This window comes from Pantanalinema rosaneae CENA516 (assembly GCF_050753385.1).
Taxonomy (GTDB): Bacteria; Cyanobacteriota; Cyanobacteriia; order Leptolyngbyales; family Leptolyngbyaceae; genus Pantanalinema; species Pantanalinema rosaneae.
Genome location: NZ_JBLZFZ010000037.1, coordinates 1 through 14,806, shown reverse-complemented (window position 1 = coordinate 14,806; position 14,806 = coordinate 1). Strand labels below are relative to the sequence as shown.

Here is a 14,806-nt window from a genome sequence, read left to right as displayed (position 1 = left end):
ATCGCTCAGGTCACAATCAATTTCAGCCACTCTCAATTGGATGAATCTGGAAGCTTAGGGTTGCTTCTGTGATGTTGTTACCTCTGGTCCGGCAGTGACAACAACGACGCGATCGGGATGTAGCAGTTCTTGAATCGCGGCATTCACCTGCTCTGGAGTTACCGCATTGATTTTGGCGGTAAACTCTTGCAGTTCCTGAAGTGACAAGCCGTAAACCTGATTCATCAGAATCGTGGCTGCCAATGTACTGGGATCTGCCAGGCCCACAGGATAGCTACTGGTCAACGATCGCTGGGCTTGAGCGACCTCAGCGGCTGTAACTCCCTGCTGTCGCACCTGTTGCAGTAACGTTAAGGTGCTATTAACAGCCTGAGCGGTATCTTCGGGCGATGTCTGCATGTGAATCAAAAATGGTCCTGAGTAAATCCCGGCTTGAAAATAGCTGTAGATACCATAGGTTAATCCCAAGCGATCGCGGATTTCAGTGCCCAGACGGCTGGATAGCGTATCACCTCCCAAAATTTGGTTTAGCACCATCGCACTGTAGTAACGCGGATCCTTGCGATCGATCGCGTTGTAGCCGATCAAGGTAATGGATTGCGTTTTACCGGGCAGGGTTGAATTAATACGGGTGACGGCTTTGGGCAAGGTGACAGATGGCACAGTGATCTGAGTGACGTTGCCGTGATCCTGCCACTGCCCCAGCGTTTGATTGAGCAAATTCCGCACCTGGCTGGGTTCAAAGTTTCCGACTAAGGTGAGTACCGTGGCATCAGGACGGTAGTGGGTTTGATAAAAGCGCTGCATCTCCTCCCGAGTAATGCGCTGCAAACTATCTTTGGTTGGGAAACTATGGAATGGATGATCCTTGGGATAAATTGTTTGCTGGAATACCCGTCGTGCCAGCCGACTGGGGTTATCGAGTTCCAAATCTAAGTTCGTTAAGGCCCGTTGCCGACTCAGTTCCACTTCATTGGTAGGGAAATTTGCATTCTCCAATACGTCGGCTAAGACCTGCACCAGGACGGGTAAGTCGCTGGCTAGGGCATCCCCACTGATCATCACCCCCTCACGGTTCACGCCAAACTCTAAACTGGCTCCCCGGTTTTCCAGGGTCTTAGCGAGTGTCAGCGCATCCTGGGTTTTGCTTCCATTCATCAGGTTGACAGCGACCAGATTTGCCAGTCCGGCGGTTTGCGGTTGGTCATAGGAACTACCTGCCTGCACATAGCCGCTGAGGGTAATGGTGGGAGTGCTGCGATCGCGGAATAGTAAGATTTGCAAGCCATTTGCCAGGGTGAGTTTCTCGGGCAGAGGATGGGCAATATTCTGTTGCTTCTTGGAGGTAAGGGGCGGCAGATATTTGGCAATTTCCGCCGGATCAACGGGTGACCCAGGATTAAAGTTTTCCGAGGTTTGGGCAAAGTTATCCGCGCTAGCGACCGGTTTGCCATCTGTGAGTGTGGGTTCAAATAAACCGACGGTGCGGCGTGTAGGAGCCAGATACGTTTGAGCCACCCGTTGGACATCGGTAGCACTGACAGTGGCGATCGCTCGGAGCAGGCGATCGGTGAATTGGTAATCGCCCGTTGTAATGTAGTCATCGCCCAGCTGCATTGCCTGACTGGTAATATCCCGGTTCCGTAAAATGATGGCTGCCCGTAATTGTGCCTTAGCCCGATCTAATTCCTCCTGATTCACTCCCTGTTGCCGCAGATTTGCCACCATTTGCTGTAAAGCTTGATCAATCTCGGTCAACGTTTTTCCAGGGGCTGCTGTAGCGGAAAACTCATACCAGCCTGCCCCAATCAGGTGGGCGGCACCGCCTTCCGCATCACTGGCAAGCCCAGATTCCACCAGGGTTTGATACAGCCGCGAACTGCGTCCACCCGTTAGGACGTAATCCATCACCTGTAGGGCTGCTAGATCGGGATGGTTGATGTCTGGTAAGGGATAGATTGCATTCAGCAAGGCCGCACTCCCCGCTTCTCGCAGCACGATCGGCTGTTGAGGAGGATTGGTTGCCGTTGGTAGGGGGGCAACGATCGGTTCCGGCGGCAGGGGGGTTTTGGGTTTTGCCACCTGACCAAAGGTAGCTTTAACGGTCTTTAACACCTCCTCAGTCCGAAAATTGCCAACCAGAATCAGGGTGGCGTTGTCGGGACGGTAGAACGTGCGGTAATACTCCCGTACCTGCTCCACGGTAAAGCGTTCCACATCGGCTTTCGTGCCACCCACAGGTAAACCATAGGGGTGATTAGGAAACACTGCCTGCATCACTGCCCGTCCCAAGCGATAATTGGGGCTATTTTCGTAGCCTTGCAGTTCCGAAATGACGACCCGCTTCTCACTAGCCAGTTCCTTGTCGGCAATGATGGCATTTGCCATGCGATCGGCTTCCAGTATGAGCAATGGTTCCAACTTGTCCCGCTCGGCTGTGCCGAAGTAAGCCGTCATATCGTAGCTGGTAAAGGCATTGGAGTCGCTGCCCAGGGCACTAAAGAAGCGACCAAATTGGATCGGGCGTTCCGTGGTGCCTTTAAACATCAGGTGTTCTAGCTGGTGGGCAATCCCATTAATTCCTGGCGTTTCATTGCGAGAGCCGACTCGATACCAGACCTGTACCGTCACTACGGGGGCGGTGTTGACCTCTTTAGTGAGTACGGTGAGCCCATTCTCTAATACTGTTTTGCGAACTTCCTGAGTCAGGGAGAGATCAGGATTAGTAGCGGTTGGGGTCGGGAGCGATCGCGACTGGTCGGCGATCTCAATGGGTAGCGGCGAAGTCGGCTCTGAGGAAGTAGGTGCGGCAGCACTGGGCAATCCAGATAACAGCACCAGGGTCAGGCACAGCGCAAATAGGAGGCTAAATAGGCGGTGGCGGCGGACTAGCTTAAACAACGGCATAACTATGGGCATTCAGGGAGATGAACAGGGAGGCAGGAGGATACAAAACCTCACAGAATTTCCTGTAGGAATAAAAATAGTTTGACTTATGGAGTTTCAGGAGTCTGTGATCTTAAGTCAATCCTAGTGTTATTTATGATCAAAGTCTTGAAGTAGGCAGTAGGGGCGACTGTAACTGAGGGGGAGTTCCAGTGCGTGTTGCTCTAGTAGTTCGGCATTGCCCAAAATCCTGTAGGTGTCGCCATCACAGATGATCTGTCCCTGGCTAAACAGGAGGGTGCGATCGCATAAATCTAAGGCCAGATCGAGATCATGGGTGGCAATTAATTGAGTTTGTGGCAGGGAATCGAGCAGGCGGATCAGTTGTCGTCGGGAGTGGGGATCGAGTTGGGCAGACGGTTCATCCAACAGCAAAATTTCGGGATTCATTGCCAGCACTCCGGCGATCGCGACTCGCTTCTTCTGTCCTCCCGATAAGTGATGGGGTGGACGCTGGGCTAAGTCCTGTATCTGAGTCAGTGCCATTGCTGTGTTGACACGCTGTTCCACTTCTTCAGGGGAAAGTCCGATGTTTTGGGGGGCGAATGCCACATCTTGCCAAACCGTGGTGGAAAACAGTTGATCATCGGGATTTTGGAAGACTAAGCCAATATCGGTGTGAAATGTGCCTGGGCGAACTGCCTTTCCCAGCAAGTGAATGGTGCCGTGCGTAGGGGCGAGAATGCCACACAGCAGCAGGAAGAATGTGGTTTTGCCACAGCCGTTTGCGCCCACAATGCCGATGCGCTCACCGGGTTGTACGGTTAAATTCACCTGATGAATGGCATGGGCATAGTCGGGGTAGGAAAAATTCAGGTGTTCAATGGCGATCGCGGGTGGATTATTCTCTATGACGGGGGAAAGAGAGGATCGTGTGCTCAGGGTTGGTTCCGTTTGCGTCATCGTCTAACCTACTTTGAATCCAGTTGCCAGGATGAATCCTGCCGCCACCAGCCAACTCAGGATCAGCGCGATCACACTGGCTCGCTGCTGTGGATGGGCTTCCTGCTGTGGCAGTCGAGTCTGGAGTCCGTACCCACGGAGCCGCATTGCCTTATACACTCGCTCTGACTGCTCATAACTGCGGATCAACAGGGTACCGGTCAGGTGAGCAATTTGGGTCAGGTGTCGTCCACTACTGATGAACCCGCCACGAGTGAAATCGCTGCCCCGTAGCCGCATGGCTGTTCGCATGGTGGTGAAGCTGTCCCCAATGTCCGCCAGGTAGCGATAGGTGAGCAGGGTCATGTCCGTGAGGATGGGGGAGATACCCAACGATCGCAGAGCATTAAGTAAGGTCAGTAAGGGAGTTGAGCCAATCAGGATCAGGGCGATCGTCACGATGCAGAGAAATCGCACTGCAATCAGCAATACGGCTGCACAACCCTCCTGATACAGCGTCAACCAACCCCACTGCCAGAGGACGGTCTGCCCCGCAGAAAACGGTAATAACGCTACAATCCCCAACAAAAATAAGCCTGGATACCGTAACCGATTCAGCCAAAAGCAGAACGGTAATTGGGAGAGCCCGTATAAGGTCAGTGTGACCAGCACCATGGGGATCAGCAGCCAGAGAGATTGTACAAAGGCAAAGGCAAAGATCAAGCCCAACAGGCCTAATACTTTGCAGCGGGGTTCCCAGCCATGAATCCAGGAGGCGCGATCGCGATATAGGTCAAACTCTAACCTCATAACCCAATCTTTGACCCCGAATTTTGCAATAGCTCTGGTTTCACCTTTGCCAAAAACGCCACCACGATCGCCGTAAACATTCCTTCTAACAAAATCAGAGGGATATGGGCAACTGCCAGGGTTAGGAGCGCTGCCTGTTCGGTATTGGCATCTAAATCAGCCGGGAGATGCAGCACCACCAGGGTATAGAACATCAGAGTCGAGAGCGCCACTGCCGCTGCTCCGGCAAGAAACCCAAACAGGGTGATCGTGATGTTGGCATGGAAGCGGGAAGAAACGCGATCGCCGAACTGAAAAATCAGTGCCGCCACCAGTGCGGGCAAGCCCATGATCATTGCATTGATGCCCAACGTACTTAAGCCACCATGCCCAAACATGATTGCTTGCAGAAACAACCCAACTAAAATCGCCGGAAATGCGTAATAACCCAATACCACTCCTAATAAGCCATTCAGCACGAAATGCACACTAGCCGGCGGAATCGGGATGTGGATTAATGATGCAGTAAAAAAAGCTGCCGTCAGCAATGCCGCCTTCGGAATGCCCTGGGCTGGGTCGGGACTGCGATTGATTTGCTGTAAGCAGAACCAGGTGGTGAATCCCGTTACGCCATAGCCACCAATACACAGTTGAGCGGGTAGAATCCCGTCGGGGATGTGCATCTACCGCTTCCTCCCTAGAAAAAACAGGGCAGTGCCCATTGCCCCCCAAATAATAGAAGCTGCCATGACTCCTTTTTGCAGCGGAGTATAGCCTGATGCCCCATTGGTGTTGGTGGCAGTCTGGGTGGTACTCGAAATTCCCGCCTCCCCAATCGGGACATTCAAAACATTTCCATGTCCGGCAAGCCGAGCCTTAACCTGCCAGGTGCCGGGTTGGCTGGGGTCGGGGGTAAAGGTGAAGTTGCCGTTGTTGTCGGTAGTGCCTTTTAACCAGGGCGCATCGCTATTTGGAGCGTAGACGGTCACCTGAGCATTGGCAAACGGCGTACCCGTGTCGTATTTTGCCTGGACGGAAATCGCCTGCGTGGTCTGGTACTGCATATCCACACCATGGGCGATCGCGGCTCCCATTTGCCCCACCATACTGATTAACACCAGGGGGAATAACCAGGGGGAACTCATTTGATTGACCCAATTCTTGCCAGTCAACGTTTTCCTCATGGTTGCTACCTCAGCGTTGGGCTAAGGTCGTTTCTTGACAATGTCCTTCCCCAACATGCCCCAGACTCGGCAAAATTCCCTGAAACTTCTGAAAATCTTCCGTTGAAAGACCTTGTTTCAAGGCAGCGGTATTCACATCGACTTTGCCACCTGTTGCCAATTTTGCCAGTGGGTCAAATCCTAATGCCTGCTGGTTCAGGTCATCCGTCATCGGACTTCCGGCATCCCCAAATAAATGATCAAAGTGGAAGGTGGCTTCTAAATCAGCGGTGTTGCCCGCCGTCAACGTGCCTTTGCGATCGTCCCCCACAAACTCCCCACACTGAAATCCCAATTCCTGATCAACCCGAATGGTAAAGGGTAGGGTCGTTCCTGCTTTGGTTGCCGTTCCCACCAGTTTTAGCGCATAGCCATTTGCCTCTCCTTCGGTCGCTTTCGGCATTTTCCAGGAGAGAGCATTATACCGTCCAGCCGGAGCCTTGGTCTCACCGACCAGAATCGGTTCTGCCGTTTCATCTCCGGCGGCCAGATCGACCGTCTGTGGTTGCCCCAAACTGACCTGTTGTGTGGCTTTCAAATCGCCTCCTGTTTGGGCATCGTAGGGAGGATCGGTCTGGTAAGCGGTGACATCGGCCATCGTCACATAAACGTGGTCAAAGGAGATTTGCCAGCCATCTTTTGAGGTGAATCCCTGCCGGACGAAATCTTCACCATTTGCCCGAATCTGGAGAGTGCCTTCACTGGCTGCTGGGTTAGTAGTGGTGGTTTGGGATGGGGCAGAGGAAGTATTGGTTTGGGATGGGGGAGAGGAAGTATTGGTACAGGACTGAAGCGCGATCGCTAACACTGAGCCAACGAGCCAACAAAACTTTTTCATCGCAAACCAATTCCTTACAGCAGCAACACTTGTTTGGGTGAGTCATAGACAAGTATGGCGATATTTCCAGGAATTTCAATGCTCTTAGGGGGGATAAAAGGCGTCGCTCTTCTGCAAATTTACCCCTAGACTTAGAGCAATAGTAAGCTTATAATCAAAGACTGTGAGTTTTTGACCAGGACTATGCACGCCCAAGAAATTATCCGCTCTATTGAACAAGAGCAGATGAAAACAAATCTGCCGATTATCTATGTTGGTGACACGGTGAAAGTCGGGGTCATCATTCAAGAAGGCAACAAAGAACGCACCCAGCCCTATGAGGGAGTGGTGATTGCTAAGCGTGGTGCTGGCATTAGCCAAAACATCACAGTCAGAAAGATTTTCCAGAATGTTGGTGTGGAACGGGTTTTCCTGATTCACTCGCCCCGGATTGAGAGCATCAAAGTCCTGCGTCGCGGTAAAGCTCGGCGGGCGAAGCTCTACTATCTTCGTAATCGTGTTGGTAAGGCTACTCGCCTGAAACAACGGTTCGATCGGGCTTTGTAGTTGGCGATTAGCTATTAGCTTTTGGTCTTTGGAAATTTTTTCCTAATCGCTAACAGCTAACAGCTAACAGCCAATACCTGATAGAATAAACTCAGGTTCAAACCACGTTTGCGCTCTTAGTTCAGTTGGTAGAACGCAGGTCTCCAAAACCTGATGTCGAGGGTTCGAGTCCTTCAGGGCGCGTTAATTGCTTTACTGCCAGGAATAGGTAGACCGGTAGACTAAGCTACGCCGATCGCCTCTCTGACTTTAGCCGCCGTAGCTGGAGCCAGAAGAATGCCGTTGCGATAATGTCCTGTCGCTAAGAGGATATTGTGATAGCCAGGGAGTAGTTCAATCACTGGGGCAGGGCGACCTTCAGGGCGGGGACGTAAGCCAAACCAGGTGCGTTGCACTGTCGCGGTACTGAAAGCCGGACACAGGGCGATCGCAGTTTGCCGAACGGTTTCCAGCCTGGTTGGATCGGGTTGTAGGGCGGCTGAATTGCTATGAGTAGGAAACTCGACGGTTGCTCCGAGCCAGTATGCACCGTTGCCTAGCGGAACAATATGGGTATCATTGCCATTAATCGCGGGCTGTAAATCAGGATGTCCCATAGGTTGGTCTAACCGTACCTGCATGGCCTGCCCTAACACGGGGCGAATCTCCACAGGTTGATGCAACTGTTCGGTGAATGGAGTTGAGCCTAGTCCCGCCGCAATGACACACCAATCAGCCGCGATCGCACCCTTTGAGGTCTGAACCTGATCGCAACGCTGGAGAGAGCTATCAGAGGTAGGTTGGCGATCAATTCCAGTCACGGTGGTATGAAAGTGGAACGTGACCCCATTTTGGGTAGCCGCCGCCACTAACGCCTTCGTCAGGACAGTCGGATCAAGCTGTCGATCGTCCGGTGAATAGATCCCGGCAATCACGCCTTCCAGATTTAACTGGGGATAATCGGCTTGCAACTGGGCACGATCGAGTATTTGTAATCTCCAGCCTTGTTGCTGCCGGATCTCCTGAAGCGATCGCCAGGACGCTAAATCTTCCCCCTCAAAACACAGCCGTAGAATGCCCTGTTGGTTAAACGGAATTTTGTGACCAGTGGCTTGCTCTAACTGGGGAATCCAGGTGTTGTAGCGTTGGATGCTGCTGAGGCGCATTTGCAGCTTTCGACCCTTGGCTTTCTGGCTGATTGCCCCCATTAACACCCCGAGTGCCGCGCCAGTAGCCGCCTGAGCCGGAGTCTCGCGATCGCACACTGTCACCGTTAGTCCGGGAACCTGGCTGAGTTCGTAGGCGATCGCCGCTCCAATTACGCCACAGCCAATAATGACAACCTTCGTCATGGCTAATCATGAATGTAAAAAAGAGGAGTCACCAATTAGCCGTGATCAGTGATTAGGCATCGACTGAAAACTGCCAACTGATGACTACACAACGATCGTAGCGACATTGAGGGTAACCCTCAATTTACGCCGCTAAACAATTAAGCTTTGGGTAGAATTGCCGTAAATGCATCAAAGTCGCGCAGGGTTTCGGCATAGTTACGAATCGCTTTCTTGTAATCCCCGGCTTGAGCGGCGGTATCGATCGCGATCAGATCATCAAACAGGGTTTTGGCGAGCAACCGGGCACTGGGTTGGGCATCGGGCAACAGGTTGCGAATCAAACCACTGATGTCTGACCGCAGTTCACCCAACGGCCCGTGAATAAAATTACGCGTAAATGTCCAGTCCTGTTGTTGGATTAAGGTTGCCAGTTCAGGAAGACGATCGCGAGTGGCTTGTAAGGTCGAGGCGTACTCCTGAATTCGCTCCAGTTGGGCTGGAGTATAGGTTTGGGGCTTCTTCACTTTGGCAGCCGCAACACTGCCAACATTCAGCATGAATGCCGTGACTAACGCCAGAAGGATGACGAGAACAGACCGGAACTTCATCATGGCTATGTAGATTTCTGATTAAAGAATTCAACTACGCTACAACACAGCAGTCTATCGTATCAGCCGCGTTCTGGCGAAATTCTGCCCCCACAAGTACACCAACCTTAAAGCACCTGGCGGCGCAAAAAGGGAATTAGAGCTTCGCTAACCTTTTCATGCCAGTCTTCCTGCGGATAGTGACCCACCTCTTCCAAAATTACCAGTTCTCCATCGGGCAACGATCGCACAAACTCTTCCGCCATCGCCACGGGCAACCAGGGATCGCGATCGCCCCAGGCTACTAACACCGGTTTTGTCCAGGCTTGAAACCCGGTAGCAATTTCCGCTGTTACTTGAGGCAATTGCAAATTTTGAATTGTGGTCAACAAGGCTCGTCCCGCATCAGAGCTACGCAAAAACGGACGACGATAAATGTCCAGATCGGCATCCTCCACCCGATAGCCACCTCCCCCTTCCAGAGTCCGGTCTACTAATAGGGGATCTTGGGTCATCATGTCACCGACAAACGGGATACCCAGTTGTTTGATTTTCCAGGGTAATTTGGCAGTTGGAGCAATCGGGGCATTCAGAATCATCAGGCGATCGATCTGCTCAGGATGCCGTAGCGCATATTGCAAGCCAACCGATCCCAGAAATCCCTGGACGACTAAGGAAAAGTGGGACAGTTCCAAGGCGGTAAAAAACTCTTCTAATGCAGTGATAAATCGCTCTGGCGTGTAAGCAAAATCCCGCCGATCGGGTTGTGCCGAAAAGCCACACCCAATCCAATCCGGCGCGATCGCCCCAAATCCCTGTGCCGCTAAGGTAGGGAGAATATGCCGCCAACCATAGCTCTGAGACACCAAGCCATGCAACAGAACAACCGGAGTGCGATCGCTGTCCCCGATCGGGGTTGCCTCCCGATAAAACCAGGACAAATCATCCATCTTTAGCCAACTTTCTCCCGGCTTTTCCCCCAGAATTCGTTCAGCCATGCTCCACTGTCATCCACACTACACACTTTGTTGTTTGAGCTTACCGCGAATACCTCCCCATTGCTCCCCATCTCCCCATCTCCCTATCTCCCCACCTCCCCATCTCCTCATCTCCCCATCTCCCACTTCCCCTACCAAACCTTAACTAGGCATTAATTTTTGTTAAAAGTAACGTTTAGTAGTTTTTGATACAGAATTTTCCTGATATATTCAGGTTGTAAAGGTAAAAGCGACCAAGGAAGAAAACCATTATGTCTACTCAAGATCAAGCTCGGGCGTTGATGATTCGTCACCAACAAATGCACAGAAATCGTGAACAATGCGTATTGAGCCGCGCTGCTGCTGAAGTAGGCATGCCCGCTGAAGCGGCTGAACTCTGGAGCCATGTTCACAACCGTTCCCATGCCGCCTCACCCGCTTATAACCCCAGCAATGTCGGCATGAGCTAAGTTGCATTGTCACTAAACGTTGGTTTTTAGCATTGCAGTTACGGTTTAGGTTCAGTAAACGTTGAAACTAAATAAATATGGGTCACCTTTCCAGCCGGAGGGGTGACCTTAGGTTTAAAGGTAGGTTGCAAACCCATAAAAAAAGTCACTCTTCTTGAGGAAGTGTGACCTTTTGTTGCGGAGGATGCGAATGAATCGCTGAGAGACAACCGATCAGGCAGATAACTTATTGAACATCGGGTGATTTGCCTGACGTAAGGCTTGAATGGTATTGACGGTAATCTCGATCGCCCGATCGATCTCCGATTCAGTGTTATGGCGACCAATACCAAACCGGATCGAGGCGTAAGCCAGATCGTCAGAACGTCCCAGGGCTTTTAGCACATAGGAGGGAGCCGCTTTTGCCGAATTGCACGCCGACCCAGAGGACACGGCAATCACCGGCTGCAAGCCTAAGGTCAATGCCTGCCCATCGACCCCTGCCACACTAATATTCAGATTGCCCGGTAGCCGATGAATGGGATGTCCATTCAGGTATACCCCCCCTAAGGCGGCTAACGTCTGCCATAGCCGATCGCGCAACCGCGCTACCCGGGCTGTTTCCGGAGCCATTTCTTGGATGCCCAGTTCTACCGCCTTGGCAAATCCGACAATTTGGGGAGTGTAAAGTGTGCCCGATCTCATCCCACGTTCGTGTCCACCCCCATGCAGTTGGGGTGCCAGTTGGACTCTGGGATTGCGCCGACGCACATACAGTGCCCCAATCCCCTTGGGACCATAGATTTTGTGGGCGGTGAGCGACATCAGATCAATCTGCATGGCATCCACATCCAGGGGCACTTTGCCGATCGCCTGAGCTGCATCGGTGTGGAATAGTACCTGACGCGCCCGACACATTGCGCCAATCTCGGCGATCGGTTGAAGCACACCAATTTCGTTATTGGCGGTCATAACTGAAACCAGGATAGTATCGGGGCGGAAGGATTGTTCTAAGAGTGCCAGGTCAACTAACCCATCCTCTCCAACCGGTAAGAAGGTAATTTCAAATCCTAACGATTGTAAGTAAGTACAGGTGTCCAGAACGGCTTTATGTTCTGTGGCGACTGTGATGAGATGACGACCCCGGTTATGGTATGCCTCAGCGACCCCTTTAATGGCTAGGTTATTCGCCTCAGTGGCTCCACTGGTAAAAATAATTTCTTCGGGTGTTGCCTGAATGGCAGATGCCAGAACTTCTCTTGCTTGATGCACCGCCGCTTGAGCTTCCCACCCATACTGGTGGCTAGTGCTGGCAGGATTCCCGAAATGTTGAGTGAAGAACGGCAGCATCGCTGCAAGCACTCGTTCATCAACAGGCGTAGTGGCGTGGCAGTCTAGGTAAATTGGCTGATGAGACATTCCCTTCCCACTTGTGCTTCAGCAACGACTAAGTTTTCCTCAGTATGCCTAAATCCTTTCTAAAAACCTCTATCCGTTGACCCAATTAACCATAACTTCAAACATTTAATTACCACGATCGGACAATCAATATTTGTCTCATTTACTTGGAGAAATGACGACACCTGCCCTGGTTCAGCCTGTTTTCTAGGATTGGATCAGACCTCATGGCAGCGGTGTTTGAGTTACCGGGATGCTGAAACTCTCTATTAAAACTTAATGAACTTGCTCGATCGCGTCAGGAATTCCACCTGCCCGATCGGTATTGCTCCCAGTTCAGTCAGCTTTGATGTGGTTAGCGTGTCGCTTGCATGGTGTTATCGGGCGCAGGAGAATCGGTTCCGGGGGAATCCGTCGAGGCTGGCGGTGACTGGGGCGCAGGCGTTTGGGTGTCCCCAGTGTTGGGGGGTGAGGAGGATTGCGTCTGGGCTGGAGCAGCGGTTGAAGTAGGGCGGTTAAAGTGCTGATAAGCGGCTCGTGATACCTGACGAATTATTTCGGCGGCTTGATAGTTATTGTCAGGACGCTTCACCACCACTCCGATCGCATAGCGTTTGCCATTGGGCAAGTCAATCAGTCCCACATCACCCAGAACAGATTTAATATCTCCCGTTTTATGGGAGATGGTCGCACCTTCTCCTAACCCCTGGGGCAGCAGACTGTTGTTGACGGTTTGCCGCATAATCTCCAACATGCGATCGCGCGATCGCAGGGAAATCAGTTCACCTTGGCTGACCCGAACCATCACCGCCGCCAGATCCTTAGGACTTGTGGTATTTGTACCCTCCAGATCGGGCAGCAGATTTTTGATCTCAGTTGCCATTAACCCCCAGGAGCGGAAGCGATCGTTCAATACCTCTTGCCCCCCTAAGCGGGCGATCAGCAGATTGGTGGCTGTATTATCGCTAATAATAATCATCTGGCGAGCCACTTCCAGCGCGGTATACTGAGTGCCCAATGGGTGGTACTGCATATCCCCTGATCCCTGCCCAATCAGTTCCTTCCGCAAGGTCAGCTTCTCATCCAGGCGAATTTTTCCAGCATCCACATCCTGAAAGAAGGCAACTAAGACCGGCACTTTGATCGTGCTGGCGGCGGCAAAGGTAGTGCTACCACTGATATCTAGATAACTGTTGTCATCCAAATCTTGCAGATAGGCTCCCAGGTTGAATTGAGGGTTTTGTTGAATCACGGGTTGCACGGCTGTCTTTAACGCCGCAATTTCCTGCCCAATTTTTAATTCCGGGCTAGGTGCGATCGACATTGCCTGAGTCGAAGGCTGGTTAGTAGATGAATTTCCCGTCAGGAAGGAATGAGTTGCCGGATCCCATGCTGACAGAACAGTTCCAGCTAATACGCCTACGCCAATGCTTAAAATCAGCATTCGGGTAGCATACAGGACAAGCGCTGCACTACGCGATCGGGGACGGGGAGCCGGACGGGGCGATCGGGGCTGGGGTTCAGGTAACTCTCGCTGCCCCAAACGTCCGTCTCGTCGATGGCGGCGCGATCGCGATAATTTGTTCGCTGACTCAGGCGGTTGGGCGGAACTGCCCGGGGGTGTGCGTCGGCGATCGTCCTGTGGTTCAGAGGCTTGACCAGAACGGAGTGGCAGGACGGTGTTGGTGGTTGAACGAGTCAGACGCAACTCCGGACGATGGCGATTTTCTCGGGTGGTGGGGGTAGTGTCTCTTCCCCGGCGTTGCCAGTGGGACTGTTCCCGTACTTGCCGCCGACCTTCCTGGGGTTTTTCCAAAGTTTTCGGAGTGCCGGTGGAGGTCGTACCTCGATTGTTGCCTCTAGTGAAGCTCAGTTTCGGCAACAGGCGATCGCGTTTGGCTACCCCGCGATCGCCACTCGGGTTAAATGAGTCTTTTGGGGCTGTCGATCGGCGATCCGCACTGGAACCTGCCAGGTCTTTGGGGAATATGGAACGTCGATCGCTACTGGAATTTGCTGGATTTTTTGGGGATATTGATCCTGTCCGGTGACCCACCCGCAGTGCCGTAGCCGCCGCTCCCTCTTTTGCCGCCGGTCGAGTACGTTGTCCCCATAGCCGATGCCACCATCGAGCCTGTCCCTTTGTCCGGTCTTGCCGAGCCACCTGATTGCCGTCTCCTCTACCATCCCGCAGCGGATTCTTAGGGGTAGGAGACTCGGGAGATGGATTCCGGTCAGGAGTGGCTGGCGATCGAGATGATCCGGGGCTGGTTGATGGGGTTGCCGCTCCTCCAGCAGCAGATTCTCGTAACCGTAAGGCTTTACGCCGTCCCTTAAATAGCGAGGAACCATGATTGCGGCGTTGACGCGATGTATCACCCGACTCCGGCATGATGACACTCCCACAAAGATTCAACGGAAACGTTAGCAGAATTGCAGCCAACTGTCGAGCTATATTGCCCGATCGTTGGCATGAAATAGTTTAGATGCTGCTCACACCAGACGTTATTGGCGATCGAAGTTTTGCTTCACTGCCCATTGCACCTGACTCAAAATCCCTCGTAGCATTGCCACTTCTTCGTGGCTTGGCAGCGATCGCTGAAACAACCGCCGAAATTTCTCCATACGACTGGCAGCAGTATGGGGATAGAGATAGCCAATGTCCAGCAAAACCGTTTCCAGGTGTTGATAAAAGTCCTCTAGAGCATCCAGGGTAGCGGGTATGTGGGTGGCAGGTAGGGGTGGTAGGGAAGGTGAGGAAGGTGAGGAGGATGAGGGAGGTGAAGAGGATGAGGAAGAATATTGCCTTGCTTCCCCATTTCCCCCATCTCCCCCATCTCTGTCTCTTATACACATCT

At 52.3% G+C, this 14,806-nt stretch carries 13 protein-coding genes, 1 tRNA gene and 1 pseudogene; 3 read left to right on the top strand and 12 right to left on the bottom strand.

The genetic code is table 11. The features are described from left to right. Window positions 1-54 precede the first annotated feature (54 nt). The 6 genes from ACN4EK_RS20100 to ACN4EK_RS20075 all read right to left on the bottom strand — a co-directional run bounded on the left by ACN4EK_RS20100 (window position 55) and on the right by ACN4EK_RS20075 (window position 6,678). The gene (locus ACN4EK_RS20100) at window positions 55-2,907 is read right to left on the bottom strand and encodes a M16 family metallopeptidase (RefSeq protein WP_431659976.1); all 2,853 of its coding nucleotides are present in this window, start codon (window positions 2,905-2,907) and stop codon (window positions 55-57) included. A gap of 129 nt (window positions 2,908-3,036) precedes the next feature. Further along, complete coding sequence (locus tag ACN4EK_RS20095) at window positions 3,037-3,849, bottom strand: energy-coupling factor ABC transporter ATP-binding protein (RefSeq protein WP_431659975.1); 813 nt, start codon at window positions 3,847-3,849, stop codon at window positions 3,037-3,039. A gap of 3 nt (window positions 3,850-3,852) precedes the next feature. Further along, complete coding sequence (gene cbiQ / locus ACN4EK_RS20090; protein WP_431659974.1) at window positions 3,853-4,638, bottom strand: cobalt ECF transporter T component CbiQ; 786 nt, start codon at window positions 4,636-4,638, stop codon at window positions 3,853-3,855. Next, window positions 4,635-5,300 carry a cobalt transporter CbiM gene (cbiM, locus tag ACN4EK_RS20085; RefSeq protein ID WP_431659973.1) on the bottom strand — a complete coding sequence of 222 codons (666 nt, stop codon included), beginning with the start codon at window positions 5,298-5,300 and terminating at the stop codon, window positions 4,635-4,637. Before cbiM ends, cbiQ begins: the two co-directional genes overlap by 4 nt. Next, window positions 5,301-5,801, bottom strand: coding sequence for a carboxypeptidase regulatory-like domain-containing protein (locus tag ACN4EK_RS20080; RefSeq protein WP_431659972.1), 501 nt, complete (start codon window positions 5,799-5,801; stop codon window positions 5,301-5,303). 10 nt (window positions 5,802-5,811) lie between these two features. After that, on the bottom strand, window positions 5,812-6,678 hold the full coding sequence (locus ACN4EK_RS20075; protein ID WP_431659971.1) for a DUF4382 domain-containing protein: 867 nt from the start codon (window positions 6,676-6,678) through the stop codon (window positions 5,812-5,814). Between the two features lie 183 nt (window positions 6,679-6,861). On the opposite strand from ACN4EK_RS20075, the gene rplS reads away from it, so the two are divergent. Beyond that, a complete protein-coding gene (rplS, locus tag ACN4EK_RS20070; protein ID WP_431659970.1) occupies window positions 6,862-7,224 on the top strand; it encodes a 50S ribosomal protein L19 in 363 nt (120 codons plus the stop codon). 110 nt (window positions 7,225-7,334) lie between these two features. Beyond that, window positions 7,335-7,407: transfer RNA gene (locus ACN4EK_RS20065), tRNA-Trp, on the top strand. 38 nt (window positions 7,408-7,445) lie between these two features. Here the strand turns inward: ACN4EK_RS20065 and ACN4EK_RS20060 are convergent. The 3 genes from ACN4EK_RS20060 to ACN4EK_RS20050 all read right to left on the bottom strand — a co-directional run bounded on the left by ACN4EK_RS20060 (window position 7,446) and on the right by ACN4EK_RS20050 (window position 10,122). Next, window positions 7,446-8,555, bottom strand: a complete 1,110-nt coding sequence (locus ACN4EK_RS20060; protein ID WP_431659969.1) for an NAD(P)/FAD-dependent oxidoreductase — start codon at window positions 8,553-8,555, stop codon at window positions 7,446-7,448. Window positions 8,556-8,695: 140 nt separating this feature from the next. After that, a complete protein-coding gene (gene psbQ, locus ACN4EK_RS20055; protein ID WP_431659968.1) occupies window positions 8,696-9,148 on the bottom strand; it encodes a photosystem II protein PsbQ in 453 nt (150 codons plus the stop codon). A gap of 104 nt (window positions 9,149-9,252) precedes the next feature. Next, entirely contained in the window at window positions 9,253-10,122 is an 870-nt protein-coding gene (locus ACN4EK_RS20050; RefSeq protein WP_431659967.1) for an alpha/beta fold hydrolase, read from the bottom strand. 251 nt (window positions 10,123-10,373) lie between these two features. Between ACN4EK_RS20050 and gifA the strand changes: the two genes are divergently transcribed. After that, window positions 10,374-10,571 carry a glutamine synthetase inactivation factor IF7A gene (gene gifA, locus ACN4EK_RS20045; RefSeq protein ID WP_431659966.1) on the top strand — a complete coding sequence of 66 codons (198 nt, stop codon included), beginning with the start codon at window positions 10,374-10,376 and terminating at the stop codon, window positions 10,569-10,571. 213 nt (window positions 10,572-10,784) lie between these two features. On the opposite strand, the gene ACN4EK_RS20040 is transcribed toward gifA, so the two are convergent. From ACN4EK_RS20040 to ACN4EK_RS20030, 3 genes and pseudogenes are all read right to left on the bottom strand, one after another. Beyond that, window positions 10,785-11,969 (bottom strand): IscS subfamily cysteine desulfurase, encoded by a 1,185-nt coding sequence (locus tag ACN4EK_RS20040; RefSeq protein ID WP_431659965.1) that lies wholly within the window; start codon window positions 11,967-11,969, stop codon window positions 10,785-10,787. Window positions 11,970-12,303: 334 nt separating this feature from the next. Next, a complete protein-coding gene (locus ACN4EK_RS20035; protein ID WP_431659964.1) occupies window positions 12,304-14,340 on the bottom strand; it encodes a serine hydrolase in 2,037 nt (678 codons plus the stop codon). A 113-nt stretch (window positions 14,341-14,453) separates the two neighbouring features. Then, window positions 14,454-14,806, bottom strand: a pseudogene (locus ACN4EK_RS20030) (RNA methyltransferase); the annotation flags it as partial.